Here is an 18,221-nt window from a genome sequence, read left to right on the forward strand (position 1 = left end):
CTGGCGTTCAGCGCCAGCAGGTTGGTCTGGAAGGCGATCTCGTCGATCAGCGACACGATGTCGGAGATCTTCTGCGCACTGGTTTCGATCTGGCTGACGGCCGTGACGGCATTGGCGACGACGCTGCCGCCCTTTTCCGCCGTATCACGGGCCACGGCGGCCAGCTGGTTGGCGGCCTGGGCATTGTCGGCATTCAGCTTCACCGTCGCCGTCACCTCATGCATCGAGGCCGCGGTTTCTTCCAGGGCCGCCGCCTGCGCCTCGGTGCGCTGCGCCAGGTCCTGGCTGCCGGTCGAAATTTCTGCCGAGGCATCGCGCACCGTGCTGGCGCTCATCGCGACCTGGCGCATGGTATCGGCGAGCGTTTCGCCGGCCATGTTCACATCGCCCTGCAGCTTGGCGAAGACGCCGGCATAGTCGCCGGTGACACGACGGGTGAGATCGCCGGCGGCCAGTCCGGCCAGCACGGCGCCCACTTCGGTGATGGCACCGCCGATGGCATCGAGCAGGCGGTTGATGCCGGTGCCAAGCCGCACCGCCACGCCATCAAGCGGTGCGGTGTCGATGCGCTGGTTGAGATCGCCCGCCGCCGCCGCTGTGACGATCTCGCCCACCGCACGGTCCAGCAGGGCTTCCTGTTGGCTGCGCGTCTGTTCGGCACTGTGGCGTTCCTGCTCCACCGCCTGCCGCAGCTGCTCGTTCTCGGCGCCGTTCTGCTTGAACACCGCAACGGCCGCCGCCATGCGGCCGATCTCGTCGCCGCGCTGCAGGCCCGGAACAGCGGTGGTGAAATCGCCCTTCGCCAGCACCGCCATCGCCTCGGTCAGGGCGGCAATCGGATTGGCGATGTTGCGGCCGATCAGCCATGCGAACAGCGCACCGATCACCAGGGCTATGATCGAAACCGCCATCACGGTGATGAAGGTGGTGGCAAAGGTCTGGACGGCATTGTCGCGCTGGGTCGCCAGGATCGCCAGCTGGCCAGTCTTGGCCTGCTCCAGCCTGTCGACGATCTGGGCAATCTCCTGCTCCATCTCCTGATAGACCAGCCGGTTGATGTCGCCGGCAGCAGTGACGGCGGCGAGAATGCCGGCTTCATACTGCTTGGCAAAATTCTCCGCCTCGGTGGCCAGCTTTTTCAGCTCCTCCTCGTCCAGCATGATCTTGAGATCTTCAATCATGTCGACGAATGTGCCGACCTTGCCGCGCGCCTCGTTGGCCATCGCCATGTCGCCCATGGCGATGAAACGGGTGGCGGCGACGCGGATTTCCGAAAACGCATCCAGCACCAGGCCGGCCTCGGTGGCAGCGATGAAATTCTGCCGCTTGTTGGCGGCCTTGATCAGCTGCATCAGGCTTTCGCGCGTGCGCGGCCCGTAAACATCGAGCTGGTTGCCGGTGACCGATTTCAGCGCATTGCGCGCGGCAATCGCCTGCGCCAGCTTGGCAAAGGTGCCTTTCAGCAGCGGTGCGGCCTCGGTCAGCAGGGCACGACGTTCCGCATCGCGGATGCTGGCAATCATGCCGTCGAGATTTTCCGTCATCTGCGGTTCCAGCCGGCGCGTCGCCAGCAGGCCGCGCGGATCATCGCGTTCGATGAACAGCAGCAGATTGCGGCGCAGATCCAGCATGTCGCGTTCGAACTGCTGCAGGCGCTGATTGCTGACGGTAATGCGGTCGTAGGTTTCAAAGGCGGCGCCACCGCCCTGGATGCCATGGATAGAGGCGCCGGCCACGATCACCAGCAGGACCAGCGCCGTGCCGAAACCGATGGCGATGCGCGCGCGGATGCCCAGGCGGCCGAACCAGACGAGCAGCGGCGGCGTGCGACGCTGCGATGCCTGCGGCGCCGGCGCAGCGCTATCGGGATCAAAAGCCGGATCAGCAGCGAAATCGGAAACGGCCATACGAAACTCCATCAGGCAATATCAAAGCGCACCGGCGGCACGGCCTGGTGCGGCAGCAAAAAGGCGGGTGATTCAGTGGAAGGGATTGGGGCGCGCGCCGGACCCGGGCGGGACATATCTGGACGGGAGACTGAGACGGTTCAGCTTCGGACACGGCATCGCTTCGGAAACTCCTTCACTGCGCAACCTTGGCGGCAGTGTCTTGGCGGTTTGATGTCCGTTCTGGCGTTTCCCGTTGCTACCCTCGCGACCGGCATCGCTGCGGTCAAGCTGCAGGCCCAGGGGGGAGGTTATCAAAATTTTAGAATCTGCCGCGATGCCGCAGGACGCGTGCTGCAGGCCATGACGCAATGGTTGTCTAGTGCAGTAAGCCATTCTCGCGCAAAGCGGATTTGGATATCGCGAGATTCGACTAAGTCGAGGAAATGGGCTGATTTTAATCCGTAACACCGATTTGCAACCGGGTAGCAGCCGCTGGCAACTAATGGTAAAAACACTACATCAATTCCTTGTAGGACCATACCTGTGATGGAGAAGTCGATGCGTAAACCGAACCCATACGACGCCCATGTGGGAGCCCGGCTGCGCGCGTGCCGCACGCTGGCCGGTTTCAGCCAGGAGCGGCTCGGCGCCTCAGTCAGCCTGAGCTTCCAGCAGATCCAGAAATACGAGAAGGGCCTGAACCGCATCGGCGCTTCCCGCCTGCAGCAGTTCGCCCAGATTCTCAACGTGCCGCCGTCCTACTTCTTCGAGGACATGCCCGGCATCGAACAGCAGCCGACCGCACGCCCCGAACATGCGGTGGTGTCGGAGATCGAGCAGGACAAGAGCCCGGTCTCGCGTCGCCAGGCGCTGGAGCTGGTGCGCAACTTCGGCAAGATCACCGATCCCACGGTGCGCGATCGCATCTTCCAACTGATCAAGGCCGCGGCCGCCTCCTACAGCGGCAAGCCCGAGGATGAAGAGGGCGCCGTTGTTGCCGCGCCGACCGAGGCGCAATCCTGATGCTCTGACCGCTGTTTGCGGTCACTGATAAAACCGGGCCGGCAACGGCCCGGTTTTTTTATGCCTGTCCTGCCGAGAGCGGTATTGGCTGTCGCCGGCACCCACGGGTGCGATCTGCTTCCAGTACAACCAGAGGGAAGTGAGGTGCAAGGTCACTGAACCTTGGGTCTATAGTTGCCCCGTTAACCATAACGCCACGGAGGCAACCAATGACGTATCAAGTGCGTATCACACAATCCACATCGCAGCGTCTGCCTGATCAGATCACGCTGCAATACGGTCCGCGACCCGAACTCGGACAGTTCTTCCTCACCGCCGACAAAGCCGCGCGCGATCGCGGCGTCTCGCTCAGCCTGAATGCTGATTTCGATTACCTGCGCATCGTCAACAATGCCAACAAGGATAGCTGGGACAGTCTGGCACCCAGCTTCAACAATGCGCTCAACACGATCGACGAGCGCAACGGCTTCTGCATCATCGGCCGCAACGCCGCCGGCGATGTGGTCTCGACCCAGGCAGCCCGCGTCTACGATCTGACCGGCAGCACGCTGGCCGATTGCGTATCGAGTTTCCGCTTTTTCTACGGCGACCCGGGACAGATGTGCGAAGCCGGCGAAACCTGCGCGTTCACCTCGCCCAGTGCCAGCAGGCTGACCGGACGTATCGTGTTTTCCGGCTCGACCTGGATTCATCCCGACTATCGCAAACGCGGCCTGCCGGCAATTCTGCCGCGCATCAGCCGCGCGCTGGCACTGACCCGCTGGGACACCGACTATACGATCAGCTTCGTGAAGTTCGTTCTGGTGGAGAAGGGCGTGGCGAAGGCTTACGGCTACAAGAATATCGAGCCGGCACTGGAGTGGCGCGCCCCCGACGGCAAGATGCGCTATCAGGGTGCGCTGATCTGGATGGACCGGCAGGAACTGCTGGCCGACATGCAGCGCTTCCCGGAGATCATCGCGCCGACGGAAGACACCGGCGCAGCGAATACGGGCATGCCGAATGCGGCGACCGGTATCCGTCCTATCGAAGCTGGCGAACGCGCAGTTTTGAATTGATGGTTTGATTTGCGGTGAAGACCGGCCGAGAAGCGGCCGGTAATCACTCAGGTGGCCCTAATCACTCAAGTGGACTTGGGCTTGGCGCTGTCGATGTTCAGTGGAATGGCCAGTTGCGCATTCAGCAGTGAACTGCCGGTCAGGATGCGTTCGCCATCCTTGTTCTGCCAGGGCAGGATCATGCGCTGATACCGGCGCCGGCGCGGATCGTGATCGGGTTCCTCGATGATGGCATCGACATCCTCAAGGGCTGGAATGCCGCTCTCGTAGCAGCTGCGATAGCTGCTCTCGACCCAGGCGCCATAGGCGCGATCCGGCTGGTCGGAAATACGATGGCCGGTGACATGCTTCATCTGGAAATTGTCATAGATGGTGAAGCCGTTGCCGCTGGCATTCACATACAGCTCTTCGGCACGCTGTTCGATCACCACCGTGCGATCGATCAGGCCGCTGTTCTGCAGATAGCGCCGTACCGGCTCGGAATACTGGCCGCCTTCGAAGCGCCAGACCTCGAACAGGCTGCTGAGATTCTGGTGCGCGTGATACAGCCACTCGCGCGGCTGATGCGACATGGCGATGAACTGGTCGCGCATGCGCGGTTCACGCAGCGGAGCAAGTTCCTCCAACCGGGCCAGCAGCGGGGCGCTCTCGACATAGACTTCTTCCAGCCAGCCGCTGGCATAAACCACCAGCGCCACCGGCTTGGCTGCGACGGCCTTGCGCAGATAAGGTTTCAGCGAATTGACCGCCGCCGGGCTGACCATGCCGGCGCGGAACTGCATCAGCGTGGCATGCTCTTCAAGCACCAGCCAGACATAGCCAAGATTGCGCGCCGCATAACCGGCGAGATCGAAATCGGGATCGGCATACCCGAGCCGTTCGGCCAGGGTTGCCGAAGGCCAGCGCCACCAATGCCCTTGCGGGTCGATCAGATAATTCATCCAATACCCCAGTCGGGCCTGCCACGGCCGATACGGTAAATTTTAGGGCAGCCTTAGCCGGGAGTCGAGTGGGGCTCTGATGAGGCTTCGGCTTTAGCGCAAGGTTGCATAGACTGCCGGTTGTAGTGCCGATCACAGCACGCGCTACTATCGCCAAACGTGCCGACTTGCGAGGCGCCACTCGCGATCCTACATGAAGGCCCATTCCGATGTTGAGGTTCTCCCATCATGACGACCATTATTGCTGTCCGTAAGGGCAACCAGATCGTGCTGGCCGGCGACGGGCAGGTCAGCCTGGGCCAGACCGTGATCAAGTCGAATGCCCGCAAGGTACGTCGCCTCGGCGACGGTTCGGTGGTGGCCGGATTTGCCGGCGCCACCGCCGATGCCTTCACGCTGTTCGAGCGACTGGAAGGCAAGCTGGAGCGCTATCCCGGCCAGCTGGCGCGCGCCTGTGTCGAACTGGCGAAAGACTGGCGCACCGATCGCTACCTGCGTCGCCTGGAGGCGATGATGGCGGTGGCCGACAAATCCGTCTCGCTGGTGCTGACCGGCACCGGCGATGTGCTGGAGCCGGAAGATGGCCTGATCGGCATCGGCTCGGGCGGCAATTATGCACTTGCCGCCGCGCGCGCGCTGATCGACCGCGACGACATGGATGCCGAGGCGATCGCCCGCAAGAGCCTGACCATCGCTGCTGATATCTGCGTCTATACCAACCGCAACATCATTATCGAAAAGCTGTCATGACCTCTTTCTCGCCCCGCGAAATCGTTTCCGAACTCGACCGCTACATCGTCGGCCAGCATGACGCCAAGAAGGCGGTGGCCGTGGCACTGCGCAATCGCTGGCGCCGCCAGCAGCTGCCCGAAGGCCTGCGCGAGGAAGTGCTGCCGAAAAACATCCTGATGATCGGCCCGACCGGCGTGGGCAAGACCGAAATCTCGCGCCGCCTCGCCAAGCTGGCCAATGCGCCCTTCCTGAAGGTGGAGGCGACCAAGTTCACCGAGGTGGGCTATGTCGGCCGCGATGTCGAGCAGATCGTGCGCGACCTGCTGGAAGGCGCGCTGACCATGATCCGCGAGCGCAAGCGCAAGGACGTCTCTGCCCGCGCCGAGCTGGCGGCGGAGGAGCGCCTGCTCGATGCGCTGGTCGGCGACAAGGCCAGCGTCGAAACGCGGCAGAAGTTCCGCAAGATGCTGCGCGAAGGCGAGATAGACAAGCGCGAGATCGAGATCGAGCTGAAGGATGCCGGCGGCGCCGGCATGCCGATGTTCGAGATTCCCGGCATGCCGGGTGCGCAGATGGGCATGGCCAATATCCAGGACATGCTGGGCAAGGCCTTTGGCGGCCTGCGCGGCAAGCCGCGCAAGACCACCGTGGGCGACGCCATGAAGGCGCTGACCCAGGAGGAAAGCGACAAGCTGGTGGATCAGGACAACCTGGTGAAGGAAGCCATCGAGGCGGTGGAGCAGAACGGCATCGTCTTCATCGACGAGATCGACAAGATCTGTGCCCGCAGCGAATATCGCGGCGGCGGCGACGTGTCGCGCGAGGGCGTGCAGCGCGACCTGCTGCCGCTGATCGAAGGCACCGTGGTGAACACCAAGCATGGTGCGGTGAAGACCGACCATATCCTGTTCATCGCGTCGGGCGCCTTCTCCATCGCCAAGCCGAGCGACCTGCTGCCGGAACTGCAGGGCCGCCTGCCGATCCGTGTCGAGCTGAAGGGCCTGACGCGCGACGACTTCAAGCGCATCCTGACCGAGCCGGAAGCCAGCCTGCTGAAGCAGTATACCGCGCTGATGGGTACCGAGCAGGTGACGCTGAACTTTGCCGAGGATGCCATCGACGCCCTGGCGCAGATCGCCGCCGATGTAAACGAGGGCGTGGAGAATATCGGCGCCCGCCGGCTGCACACGATTCTGGAACGCGTGCTGGAAGAGATCAGCTATTCGGCCGCCGACCATTCCGGCCAGACGGTGAATATCGACGCCGCCTATGTGCAGCAGCGCATCGGCGACCTCGCCAAGAACAGCGACCTCAGCAAGTATATCCTGTAGAACTCAAGCGGCGGCGCGCACCACTTTGTCTTTCCGGGCGCGTCGCTGCTGCAGAGCGCGCTGCTGGCGGAGCGCACGCCAGTACATCCAGGCGCCGCTGAACACCAGCGCGGTGAGGCCGGCGCCAAACACGAACCAGATGAGCCGCGACCAGGTGCCGGCGAAATCGCCGAAATGCAGCGGGTTGGCGGTTTCGTCCCAGCGCCGCCAGACGCCCTGGCCGGCTATGCGTTCGACCGCCAGCACCGCGCCGGTTCTGGGATCGAGATAGACCTTGTTGGCGCGATCGCGCACCAGCCAGTCTCCGGCCTGGCCATCTAGCCGCAGCGCATCGTCCTTGCGGCGCGGATAATACACAGCCGTGATCTTCAGTTCCGGAAACGCGGCCTGCGCCTGCGCCGTCAGATTATCCAGCGGCAGAAGCGGCGATGACGACGGCGCTGCCTTCGGGGCCGGCGGTTCCAGCCGGTTGCCGGTATCGAGCAGCAGCCGTTCGGCGAAATACCACATCCCGGTGAGCGCCATCGCCAGCAGGAACCACAGCGACCAGCCGGCGATCAGGCGATGCAGATCCTGCAGCAGCGGGCCCAGGCCTGCGCGCAGCCGCAGGCGGAACAGGCCGCGCCAGACATGCGGGTAGATCACCAGGCCGGTGATCAGCATCAGCAGGATCACCAGCGCAAACGGCGTGACGAGATAGACACCGATATTGATGCCGCCGATGTTCGGCAGATAGAACTGCCGGTGCAGCTGGCGCAGGGTTGACTGAATGGTCTCGCGTGGACCTTCGCCGGTCAGCGTCGCGCGATAGGGATCGATATAGACCAGGCGCGGCTGGCGGTCCGCTGTCAGCACGCGCGCTTCGGCGGCAAAACGACTGCCCTGCGGTGCCGTGATGCGCTGGATCGTCCAGTCGGGATGCGCCTGGGAGATGGCCGCTTCCATGCGGCCCCAGCTGACATGGTCGCCCGGCACCGCGCCGACCGGCACCGACACGCGCAGCGCTGAATCGGCCAGCCAGTCCAGCTCATGGCCGATGCTGGTGAGCGTGCCGAGCAGACAGATCCAGCCCAGCACCAGGCAGAGCCAGAATCCCAGCAGGCCGTGCAGGCGCCGCATCGCCCGCTGGCCGAACAAGGATTTCAGGCGCGCCATGCTGGTCGGTCAGAACTTCGCGGTGACGCCGGCAATCACCGTCATCGGCGCGCCGGGGATGTTTTCCACCCGGCTGTTGACCGTCTGCTCGACATAATCCTGGTCGGTCAGGTTGCGGCCGCTGAGCGAAAGACGGATACGGTCGTTCAGATCGTAGAACACCGTGGCGTCGAAGCGGTAATACCCGTCAACACTGTAGGTATTGGCCAGATCGCCATTGCGCGAACCGACATAGGTGACGCCGGCACCGAGACCCAGGCCTTTCATCTGGCCGGTCTGGAACTGATAGACGCTCCACAGGCCGCCGGCGAAGTTCGGCACATTGGCCAGGCGATTGCCAACCGGCGTGGTGCGGTCTGACGTCACTTCGGCATCGGTGTAGCCCCAGCCGGCGATCACGCTCCAGCCCGGCAGGATTTCACCGGTCAGATCGGTTTCAAAGCCGCGCGAACGCTGCTCGCCGGTCAGCACCGAGAAATTCGTCACGCCCGATGCGGTGGCGACATTCTCCTTGGTGATCTGATAGACCGCAGCGCCCACCGACAGCCTGTCCGGGATCAGTTCGTAGCGCGCACCGGTTTCATACTGCACACCCTTTTCCGGATCGGGCGTGCCGCCACCCAGGATGGCCGTGGTCTGCGGGCTGAAGGAGGTGGAGTAATTGGCATAGAGCGACAGCCGCGGCACCGGCTTGTAGACGATACCGGCCTTGGGGCCCCAGTTCTGATCGTCCACATGGGTGGCGACATTCTGGGTTACGGTGGTCTGATCCAGCTTGTCGTAACGCAGGCCGAGCACAAGCTCCCACTGGTCGTTCAGCTTGATCTGGTCCTGCGCGTATAGCGAATTGATATACATGCGGGTGTAGACATTGTTGCGGCTGGTGACCGCACCGGGCTGAGCGCCATAGACCGGATTGTAGAGACTGATGCTGGCAAGACTGTAGTTGATCTGCTGCACGGTGCGGTCGCCGTTCACGTATTCATAGCCGGTGACGACGGTGTGGCCGATCGAGCCGGTTTGGAATTTCATCACCGCATCGGACTGCAGATCCCAGGAGTCGAAATCCTCGGTCTGGCGCAGCGCGGTGCGCGACAGGGTGGTGCCGGCCGTGCTGACGGTGCCGGGATTCGCCACCAGACGATAGGTGTCACCCACTGTGTAGTTGACGACCTGGCGCAAGGTGAGCCAGTCGTTCAGATCATGCTCGCCCTTTGCAGTAACGTTATCGACCCGTGCGTCGTAACGCGCCCAGTCTTCCGAATAATACCTGTCTTTCAGCAGCAGCACGCGGTTGCCGACCGCCACCAGGCCGCGGTCGAACTGGCTGTCCTGCTCGGTGTGATCGGCACCCAGCGTGAAGCGGGTATCGTCGCGCGGCGCCCAGTTCATCACCGGCGCAAAATAGTTTCGCGTGTCGTCATTGTCATAGCGGAAGCTGCCTTCGGTCTGCACGGCAGCCGTCATCCGCGCGGTGAGCGTCGCGCCAGCATCGAGCGGACCCGACACCGTGCCTTCTGCGCGGTAGAAGTCGTAGGAGCCGCCCTGCAGCGTGGTGCTGCCGGTGAAGGTGTCGGTCGGCTTCTTGGTGACCAGGTTGATCAGGCCGCCGGGCTCGGTGCGGCCATAGAGCACCGAAGACGGACCCTTCAGCACCTCGACGCGTTCGATATTGGCAAGATCGCGTGTCACCGGCGTGAAGTTCAGCGCGGGGCTCTGCATGATGCCATCGGTGGCAACCGTCTGCGTCTGGAATCCGCGCAGGGTGAAATTCTGTCCGCGACCGCCGTTGGTGCCGTTCGCCTGCACGCCGGGCACGGTCAGCAGCGCATCGGAGAGCCGCGTGGTCTGGCGATCCTCGATCACCTGGCGCGGCACCACGTTGACCGTCTGCGGCACATCCTTCAACGGCGTGTCGGTCTTGGTGCCGGTGGCGGATCGCGTGGCGCGATAGCCCTCGACCGGGCCATCGGCGCGTTCCTCGACCGGCTGGCCCTCGACCGTGATGGCCGGCAGCTGGGCCGGTGGGGCGTCCGGGCTGGCGGTCTGCGCCAGAGCCGATGCGGCGGTGAACAGGGCAAACCCGGCGACAGAGGATAGAAGAATTGAACGCGTACCCATGACAGCAGGCTCCAGCAAACAGGACATCAGGGCCTGGCTGGCGTGGTGCTGGCTATTACCCCCGGTAAGGCCGTCGGTAGCACCGAATGGCATGCGGGTCAATGAGAATCGTTCTCATTTTATATTATAACCCACTGTATCTATTGTGTAAATTTTAGGCATCCCGCTGCTGCCGCCGCTGGGCGCAAACAGCTAGCATGGTGCAAACGGAGGAATACATGACCGATCTGAAGGGCCGTGTTGCACTGATTACCGGGGGCTCCAGCGGCATCGGGGCGGCCACCGCCCGGCTGCTGGCCGGACGCGGCTGTGCCGTGGCGATCAACTTTTCACGCAGCCGCGAGGCCGCACAAAAGGTTGCCGCTGACTGCCAGGCCCGCGGCGGCGAAACCCTGCTGGTGCAGGGCAATGTGGCCGACGATGCCGATTGCCGCCGCGTGGTCGAGGAAACCCTCGCCCGCTTCGGCCATCTCGATTACCTGGTCAACAATGCCGGCACCACGAAGTTCGTCGCCCATCGCGACCTTGCCGGCCTGTCGGCACAGGACTTCCACGACATCTTCGCGGTCAACACCATCGCACCGTTCCAGATGGTCCGCGCCGCCGAGCCCTATCTGCGCGCCACCAAGGGCGCGGTGGTGAATGTCTCCTCCATCGCGGGCGTCTATGGCACCGGTTCGTCGATTGCCTATGTCGCATCGAAAGCCGCACTGAACGGGATGACGCTCAGCCTCGCCCGCGTGCTGGGGCCCGAGGTGCGCATCAATGCGGTCTGCCCCGGCTTCGTCGAGGGCGAATGGCTGCAGCAGGGCATGGGCGAAGCCGCCTACAAGGCGGCGCAGGAAAACTGGCAACGCAACGCGCCGCTGGGCACCACCAACAAGCCGGAAGATATTGCGCAGAGCATCGCCTTCTTCCTCACTGCGGCGGTGAATGTCACCGGCGAAACCCTGCTGATCGACAGCGGCATGCGGCTGGCGCAGCCGCGCCCGCCCTATCCGCCCAGGACATAGCTCAGACCCCGTCGCCGGCAGCCTCCTCCGCCATCGCCTCGGGCAGGCTGAGCGGCAGCGGGCCGGGCGGCATCTGTTCGAGCCGGATATCGGCGATCACCGGCAGATGATCGGAAACCCGCCGGGCCAGCGGATCGGTCCAGCTGTGCAACAGGGCGTGGCGCGGCCGGCAGTAGATGCGATCCAGCCTCAGCAGTGGCCAGCAGGCCGGGAAGCTGCGCTGCTGGCTGCGGCCCGGCAGAATGGTCTTCAGCGCGCGGCGCACCGTGCCATAGATGAACCAGTCGTTGAAATCGCCCAGCATCACCGTGGTCTGCCGCGCCGTGCCGGCAATCGCCGACAGCATCGCTGCCTGCTGGCGCCGCTCGCGAAACCCAAGGCCCAGATGCACCGAGGCGAGATGCAGCGGCCCGGCCGGGGTGAGCACGGTGGTTTCGATGGCGCGGCGCGGCTCGCGCTTGCTGACCGAAAGATCATGGATCGCGACTTCCGTCATCGGCCAGCGGCTGATCAATGCATGGCCATAGTCGCCATCGGGCGTCACCAGTGTCTTGGCCTCGGCGGCATGGCTGCCGAGCGAGCGGGCGAGATAGGCAAACGCATTCTCGTCGCGGCCACGGGAATCGATTTCCTGCAAGGCAACGATATCGGGTTCATGCCGGCGCACCAGGGCGGCGATGCGCGGCAGATCGTAGCGCCCGTCCGGGCCGATGCCGGCATGGACATTCCAGGTCAATACACGCAGGACCGTCGGATCAGGCTTGCGCGGATTCTGTCGCACCGAACCTGTCCCGCAGTCGCGCCACAATCAGTTGCAGGCCATAGGACAATCCGCCCCAGAGCAGCAGGAAGCCGGCCAGCAGCAGCAGATCGACCAGCGACGGCTGCGTCATGATCTCGAGCAGGCGGCCGCCCAGCACCGACATGATGATGATGCCGGGCGCCAGGCCAAGCAGCGTGCCGATGGTATAATCGAGCAGGCGGATGCGGGTGGCGCCGGCCACCAGGTTGACCAGCATGAAAGGCGCGGTCGGCATCACCCGCATGGTCGTCACCGCGAGAATGCCGTTGCTTTTCACCTTGCGCGCCACGCGGTTGATGCGCGGCCCCATCACCCGGCGCAGCAGGTCGGCACCGAGCCAGCGACCGGCGCCATAGGTGGCCAGCGCACTGGACATCGAGCCGGTCAGCGCCACCGACAGGCCCTCCCAGGTGCCGAAGGTGATCGCCGTGGCGGCGATCAGCAGGGTGACCGGGAAAGCAATGAAGCCGGCGAGGATGAAAATGCCGACCACCGCCGGAAAGGCCAGCGGGCTGGCGGCGATGGTGCGGAAGGCGGCTGCCAGCTTGTGCGGCGAGGCCCAGTCGGCCAGCGGCGTGTAGCGCCAGGCCAGTACAAGCGCGATCACCACCAGCAGGCCAAGGCCGATCATCAGGATCGAGGAAAACCGCCGCTGGCTCGGCAGCTCGTTGCTCGGGTCGGGTAGATAGCGGTCGGTTTCTAGCGCTCGCACCGGATCGGCCACCGCCGCGATCTGTGCAGTGAAATCGAAGCCATGCGTGGCAGCCTCGTCCACGATGGGGCAAAGCTGGTGCTCGCGGCCCTGCAGCGCCTCCAGCGTGGCAAACAGCGAGCCGGTGCGTGCCAGCAGATCGGCCACCTCGGCTTCCGTGGCGCCGCAATGCTCGGCGATCAGGCGGTTGCGTGCAGCGGCCACACTGTGGCGCTGGTCCGGCGTGGCGGCTTCAATCACCAGATCGCATTCGGTGTCGACGGCAATCGAGCGGTTGCACAGATTGGCCGAGCCGATGCGCAGCAGGCGATCATCGGCGATCATCACCTTGGAATGCACCATCACTGCGGCATCGCGATCTCGCACGCTGCCGTCGTTGCGCAGGCAGGGATAGGCAAAGCGCACGCGCTGGACGAGGCCGGCCTGTTCGAACCGTTGCATGAAGCGGATGCGCCCGGCCAGCATGCTATGCTGTTCCAGCCAGGTGTGATGCGTCTTCGGTGCAACGACCAGCACTTCCAGATCGGGCTTGTCCTGCAGCCGCGCGATCAGGCGCTGCGCCAGCGCCGTGCTGGTGAGGAACTGGTTCTCGATATAGAGGATACGCTCGACCGCATCGATCATGTCGTGGAACAGCACCTCCACCTCGCGCACCTCCGGTTCCGGTCCGTAGCGTGGTTCGGTGCGCGCGATGCCCACCGCGATATCGCCGGTGAAATCGGGCCGCACGGAGACCGGCCAGGGATCGCAGTCGCCCTGCGCGTAGAAGGACGGTGCCGGCGGCAGCAGTTCATGGGTGACACGGTACCAGCGTTCGCGCACCAGCTGGCCGAGTGCGGCAGCTGCCGCGCCGTCCACCATCATCTGCACGTCATGGAACGGCGCATATGGTTTGCCGGCCGGATCGACGCGATGTGGATCCTGCAGCGGATGGGCGGCGGTGTCCCAGCGCCGGATGGTGATATCCAGGCCGCCGGAAAACGCCACGGCATCGTCCACCACCACGATCTTCTGATGATGCGAGGCGCCGATCGGCAGCACATCGTCGAGACAGAGTTCGATCTGGCGCGGCGTGTTCCATTGCAGCGCCAGGGCCGGCATCAGTTCGCGTTCCAGCGAGTAGACCGCCGCATAATAGTCCCACAGCAGCAGCTTGATCGACAGCTGTGGCCGGCGCCGTACCAGTTCGGTGAGGAAGGGTCCGAAGGTCACCGGCAGATCGTCGCCGGTTTCACCATCGGGCCCGACCAGCGCCGTGCGGCTGTCGATATCCCAGCCGGTGATGATCACCGAATGACGTGCCGCGCATAGCGTGCGCCGCAATGCGCCAAAATAGGCGGCGGCATCCACCAGCATGCTGGCGCGGCTGGCGTTTTCGCGGCGCCAGACATTGCGGCCCGGTATCAGCAGGGCCGTGGTTTCCTGCGCCGTGACAACTTCTGGCCTAGTTTCCGGCCGTAACGTCCGCGCCGCCTGCACCACGGAATCTCCTCTTGCTGACGGGGACGTAACGCAGCAGTTTGGATTTGGTGCCATGCGGCCCAGCATGAAGCCGGGCGCGGATCGCGCCGGAATGCAGCGGTTTTACGGAAATTTCTGTTTCAGGCGGCCCGATGGCCCTCAGCTGCGCAGCAGCTTGAGCATCTGTTCCAGCCGTGCATCGTCCAGCGTGCCGATGCGACGGCCAAGCTCGTTGGCCAGCAGAGTCGCTTTCGGCGTCAGGCCCGCCGTGTCGATGGTGATGCGCGGATGCGACAGCTTGGCGAGTTCCGCCAGTTCCTCGGCATCGTCCCAGATGATGTTGAGATAGCCGCAGATGCGCTGCAGCAGCAGCCAGCTGGGCCGGCCGCGATGACCATGCTCCAGCGCCGAGAGATAGGCCGAGGAGACACCGAGATCGGCCGCCATCTGCTTCAGCGCGATGCCGCGGGCCTGGCGCAAGGCCCGGATGCGGGCGCCAAACGGCGTCATGACACAACCGTATCCGGAGTGGTTTCCGGGCCGCCTGCTCGCGCGAAGGTGCATGGACGCCGCATGCCTGGCATCCTAATATCCCTGCGTGCTGTTCCGCCACCTCTTCGCACGGATGCGCGTCCCTCTGCTGCTGGTCAGCCTGTTGCTCGCCAGCGGTGCCGGTATATCTGCTGCCACAGCCCAGCCTGCAGCGGGCCAGGCCCTTACCATCGCCTTCCGGCCCACCGCCCCCTATGTGATGCAGAAGCCCGATGGCACGCTGACCGGGCTGGAATATGATCTTGTCATGCTCGCGGCCAGTACCGCCAAGCTGACCCTACGACCGCAACTGGCGCCATTCGGCCGCCTGCCGGAAGATTTCCGCCGTCGTGCCGTCGATGCCATCGTGCCGGCGAATCCGGCGATGGGCCTGCCGGGCTGCATCAGCGATACCGTGCTGGTCTATCGCAACCTGGCGATCAGCCTGCGGCAACGCGGCCTGGTCGTCACCTTCGTTTCCGACCTCGAGCGGCTCGACGTCACCGCCTTCCAGAATGCCCATGTGGTGCTGGGGCGCGAGGTCGCGGGCCTGCAGCGCAATCCGGCGCGCTATCGCGAAGTGGCCAACCAGATGCTGCAGGTGCGCGCGCTGTTTTCCGGCCGCACCGATGTGGTGCTGGCCGAGCGCCGCATTTTCCGCCATCTGATGCGCAGCCCGGAGGCCGGCGTCGATGTGACACCGGCCCTGACCGAACATGATATTTTCCCGCCCACGCCTTATGGCGTCGCCTTCCAGCGGACCGAGGATTGCGTGACCTTCAATCGCGGCCTGACAGAGATCCGGCGCAACGGCGTGTATGACGAGGTTCTGCGCCGCTGGGAAGCGGCGCCGCCGTTCGGCTAGGCTACTCGGTTAAGAGGACGCCAGCCCGGCCAGCGCCTGCTGCTGGATCTGCACCGCACGCGGATAGCACAGGCCGCGCCATTCATCGTTATCGGGATAGAAGGCGGCGCGGATCTGCGCCTTGATCCGTTTGCCCAATGGCGAAAACACATCGCCGCGCAGATGCAGCCAGTTGTCGGCGATCACCGACAGCCGCACTTCCTCTGAACTCAGCGTGCCGACCTCGATGGCGCTGGCCACCACGGTGGCCTGCGCGCAGAAGCGCGCGATGCCCATGCGCAGGTTGCCCTCGATCACCGGCGAGTCCGACTGGCCCATCGCCGGCGAGGTGACGGCATCGCCGAACCAGGCGCGCGCCAGGTTCAGCGAGTCCGAGTCTACCGGATGGCGGCAGATCATTTCCGAATAGCCGAAGGGGCCGAGGCCGGTGTGATAATCCAGCACGCAGATGCGCTTTGCGGTGGACAGATATTTTTCCGCGATGGCCTTGATGGTGCGATGCGACCAGCAGGCCTGGGTACCGCCATAGAAGATGCCGTCGGCATGGCTGTGCTGGCCGCCGACGATGGCTGCCGTGGCGGCCTTGGCGCCGACGCGGGCATAGTAATCGGCGATCTTCTGCTGGATGCCGGCCGCGATATCGGCATCCCAGCTCTGCGGCACCAGCCAGTCATGCACTTCCGCATAGGCCGGATTGGCCGGCGGTGCCTTGGTGGCAAAATCGATGAAGTTGCGGTTGATGTCCATGTTGTCTTCATTGACCCGGCGACCCCAGGAAAAGCCATAGGGGTTGCTACCATGGATCGACAGCATCGCGGTATTGGCCGGCAGCTTCGCGGCATGACCGTCTTTCAGCCAGCCGACCTGACAGCCCGAGCCGTAATAGCCTTCGATGCCATGGGTGCCAGACACGGTGACCAGCACGGCACGCGCATCCTTCGGCCCGATCCAGGCAAGATCAGTGAACAGGTCTTCGCCGGCAATGCCCTTCAGCGGATGCTGGTACTGCGCGAGGTCGGCGCCGGCGTTTTTCGCCGCGCTGAGGAAGGTCTGCCGCGCGGTGGCGTAATCGGGCGAGAAGTGGGCGTGAATCGACATGGGGCTGGCCTGCACAATGGGACAAAATCGTGCCGACTTTCTGCCGCGGGTGCCTGCTTGGCAAGCGTGATCGAATTGGTCCGGATTGGCTCAGCGCTTTTGTGGAAGCTCGTCCCGCTGCCGGCGCAGCAGCACATAGAAGGCACCGGCGCCACCCATCTCCTGCCGCGCCGGCGCGACACCCAGCACCTGGTCGCGCCATGGGCCGCGGCGCAGATATTCCGGCAGCCAGGCGCGCAGCACGCCGCGGCCCTGGAACGGCCCGGTCTCGATATCGCGCGAGGTGCCCTTGCCGGTGATCACCAGCAGGCAGCGCTTCTGCTGCGCCACGCAGTCGCGGATCAGTTTGCTGAGCGCGCGCTCGGCATTGGCCAGGGTGAGGCCGTGCAGATCGAGGCGACCATCGATCGGCAGCTCGCCACGCTGGAAGCGCTGCTTCAGGCGCTTGTCCATCTGGGGGGCCGGCTTATCCGAATGCCGTCCGTGCGGCAGCGTGGCCTTCTGCTTGGCCTCGGCCCTTGCATACGCGGCTGCGCCGGCGCCTTCCGGTTTGTAGACCTTGGGCAGCGGCGCCAGCGGCTGCGGCACGACGTTCGTTTTTTTCAGCGGGCGCGCGGCCTGCGCCACCTGTTGCCAGGCGTCGGAATCGGGAACCAGCGGGGCCGGTTTTGCAGGAGCCTTACGAACCATCCGCGATGAGTACGATATGCAGGCGCCGCGGTCCATGGGCCCCGAGCACCGGCACGCCCTCGATATCGGCGGTGCGCGACGGTCCGGTGACGAAATTTACCGTGCGCGGCCAGTTCTCAACCGTGCCCAGCTTGTCGCGCAGGCGCTGGAAGGCCTCTTCCAGCGTGCCGGTGACCTGGCTCTGCTTCAGCACCACGATATGGTGGTCGGGTACGAAATGCAGCGTGGTCGGCGTGGTGGAGGACGAATGCAGCATCAGCGTGCCGGTCTCGGCGATGGCGGCAAAGGCCGGCGTCACGCTGACCAGATCCTGGCTGCGGCCATGGCCGTAATCCACCTGCAGCATCGGCCGCTCGCTCCAGGGCATGTCCTGCAGCAGGGGATCGGGCGCGACGCGCAGCTGCGAGGGCAGGTTGTGGCGGGCGAGGTAATCGACGATCTTGCCCGGCACCTCGGCGGGGCCGGCCACCGTATCGACCGTCACGGTCAGCGCTTCCACCTTGGCGGTGAACAGCGCCACCTGCTCGGCATGGGGCAGCTGGGCGCGTTGGGGCAGCAGGTTGCGCGGGTGGCTGGCGATGCGCTCGGCGACAGCTTTGGGGCGCGCCGGATCATCGACGGTGTGCTTCAGGCCGGCGCGGAGCGTGGCAAAGATGCGGTCACGGGAGCTGCTCATCTCAGGCCGCCTTCTTCTTGGACTTGTACTGGCTCATGAAGGTTTCCGCCGCTTGCGGCGCCGGGAAATCGCGGCCATCGGTCCAGCCCGCGGCGAGCGGCAGGCTGGCAATGCGGCCCTTGT

At 64.5% G+C, this 18,221-nt stretch carries 16 protein-coding genes; 6 read left to right on the forward strand and 10 right to left on the reverse strand.

Annotation, left to right across the window (positions count from 1 at the left end):
* A partial coding sequence (locus AAG821_RS21415) for a methyl-accepting chemotaxis protein (protein WP_341915696.1) occupies nt 1-1,907 on the reverse strand: 1,907 nt, incomplete at its 3' end.
* A gap of 540 nt (nt 1,908-2,447) precedes the next feature.
* On the opposite strand from AAG821_RS21415, the gene AAG821_RS21420 reads away from it, so the two are divergent.
* Complete coding sequence (locus AAG821_RS21420) at nt 2,448-2,912, forward strand: helix-turn-helix domain-containing protein (protein WP_341915697.1); 465 nt, start codon at nt 2,448-2,450, stop codon at nt 2,910-2,912.
* Nucleotides 2,913-3,121: 209 nt separating this feature from the next.
* Nucleotides 3,122-3,970, forward strand: a complete 849-nt coding sequence (locus tag AAG821_RS21425) for a hypothetical protein (RefSeq protein WP_341915699.1) — start codon at nt 3,122-3,124, stop codon at nt 3,968-3,970.
* 65 nt (nt 3,971-4,035) lie between these two features.
* Here AAG821_RS21425 and AAG821_RS21430 read toward each other — a convergent pair whose 3' ends face one another.
* Nucleotides 4,036-4,911 (reverse strand): hypothetical protein, encoded by an 876-nt coding sequence (locus tag AAG821_RS21430; protein WP_341915700.1) that lies wholly within the window; start codon nt 4,909-4,911, stop codon nt 4,036-4,038.
* Nucleotides 4,912-5,139: 228 nt separating this feature from the next.
* On the opposite strand from AAG821_RS21430, the gene hslV reads away from it, so the two are divergent.
* Together hslV and hslU are read left to right on the forward strand one after the other, a co-directional pair.
* On the forward strand, nt 5,140-5,661 hold the full coding sequence (hslV, locus tag AAG821_RS21435) for an ATP-dependent protease subunit HslV (protein ID WP_341915702.1): 522 nt from the start codon (nt 5,140-5,142) through the stop codon (nt 5,659-5,661).
* Complete coding sequence (hslU, locus tag AAG821_RS21440; protein ID WP_341915703.1) at nt 5,658-6,974, forward strand: ATP-dependent protease ATPase subunit HslU; 1,317 nt, start codon at nt 5,658-5,660, stop codon at nt 6,972-6,974. The genes hslV and hslU overlap by 4 nt, the downstream gene beginning before the upstream one ends.
* 3 nt (nt 6,975-6,977) lie before the next feature.
* Here the strand turns inward: hslU and AAG821_RS21445 are convergent, their stop codons facing one another.
* Complete coding sequence (locus AAG821_RS21445) at nt 6,978-8,129, reverse strand: PepSY-associated TM helix domain-containing protein (RefSeq protein WP_341915704.1); 1,152 nt, start codon at nt 8,127-8,129, stop codon at nt 6,978-6,980.
* Between the two features lie 9 nt (nt 8,130-8,138).
* A complete protein-coding gene (locus tag AAG821_RS21450; protein WP_341915706.1) occupies nt 8,139-10,250 on the reverse strand; it encodes a TonB-dependent siderophore receptor in 2,112 nt (703 codons plus the stop codon).
* Between the two features lie 218 nt (nt 10,251-10,468).
* Between AAG821_RS21450 and AAG821_RS21455 the strand changes: the two genes are divergently transcribed.
* Nucleotides 10,469-11,263 carry an SDR family NAD(P)-dependent oxidoreductase gene (locus AAG821_RS21455; protein ID WP_341915707.1) on the forward strand — a complete coding sequence of 265 codons (795 nt, stop codon included), beginning with the start codon at nt 10,469-10,471 and terminating at the stop codon, nt 11,261-11,263.
* A 1-nt stretch (nt 11,264) separates the two neighbouring features.
* On the opposite strand, the gene AAG821_RS21460 is transcribed toward AAG821_RS21455, so the two are convergent.
* The 3 genes from AAG821_RS21460 to AAG821_RS21470 all read right to left on the reverse strand — a co-directional run bounded on the left by AAG821_RS21460 (nt 11,265) and on the right by AAG821_RS21470 (nt 14,748).
* Nucleotides 11,265-12,044: an endonuclease/exonuclease/phosphatase family protein gene (locus AAG821_RS21460; protein ID WP_341915709.1), complete on the reverse strand. Its 780-nt coding sequence runs from the start codon at nt 12,042-12,044 to the stop codon at nt 11,265-11,267.
* Complete coding sequence (locus AAG821_RS21465; RefSeq protein WP_341915710.1) at nt 12,019-14,256, reverse strand: VTT domain-containing protein; 2,238 nt, start codon at nt 14,254-14,256, stop codon at nt 12,019-12,021. The genes AAG821_RS21460 and AAG821_RS21465 overlap by 26 nt, the downstream gene beginning before the upstream one ends.
* Nucleotides 14,257-14,397: 141 nt before the next feature.
* Nucleotides 14,398-14,748, reverse strand: a complete 351-nt coding sequence (locus AAG821_RS21470; RefSeq protein ID WP_341897827.1) for a helix-turn-helix domain-containing protein — start codon at nt 14,746-14,748, stop codon at nt 14,398-14,400.
* A 115-nt stretch (nt 14,749-14,863) separates the two neighbouring features.
* On the opposite strand from AAG821_RS21470, the gene AAG821_RS21475 reads away from it, so the two are divergent.
* Nucleotides 14,864-15,634 (forward strand): transporter substrate-binding domain-containing protein, encoded by a 771-nt coding sequence (locus AAG821_RS21475; RefSeq protein ID WP_341916448.1) that lies wholly within the window; start codon nt 14,864-14,866, stop codon nt 15,632-15,634.
* Between the two features lie 9 nt (nt 15,635-15,643).
* Here the strand turns inward: AAG821_RS21475 and AAG821_RS21480 are convergent, their stop codons facing one another.
* From AAG821_RS21480 to AAG821_RS21490, 3 genes are all read right to left on the reverse strand, one after another.
* On the reverse strand, nt 15,644-16,732 hold the full coding sequence (locus AAG821_RS21480; RefSeq protein WP_341915713.1) for a M14 family metallopeptidase: 1,089 nt from the start codon (nt 16,730-16,732) through the stop codon (nt 15,644-15,646).
* 90 nt (nt 16,733-16,822) lie between these two features.
* Nucleotides 16,823-17,422, reverse strand: coding sequence for a Smr/MutS family protein (locus AAG821_RS21485; RefSeq protein ID WP_341915714.1), 600 nt, complete (start codon nt 17,420-17,422; stop codon nt 16,823-16,825).
* Nucleotides 17,412-18,098: an LUD domain-containing protein gene (locus AAG821_RS21490; RefSeq protein WP_341915715.1), complete on the reverse strand. Its 687-nt coding sequence runs from the start codon at nt 18,096-18,098 to the stop codon at nt 17,412-17,414. Before AAG821_RS21490 ends, AAG821_RS21485 begins: the two co-directional genes overlap by 11 nt.
* Between the last annotated feature and the right edge of the window lie 123 nt (nt 18,099-18,221).

It is taken from the genome of Ferrovibrio terrae, assembly GCF_943372915.1.
GTDB classification, from domain to species: domain Bacteria; phylum Pseudomonadota; class Alphaproteobacteria; order Ferrovibrionales; family Ferrovibrionaceae; genus Ferrovibrio; species Ferrovibrio terrae_A.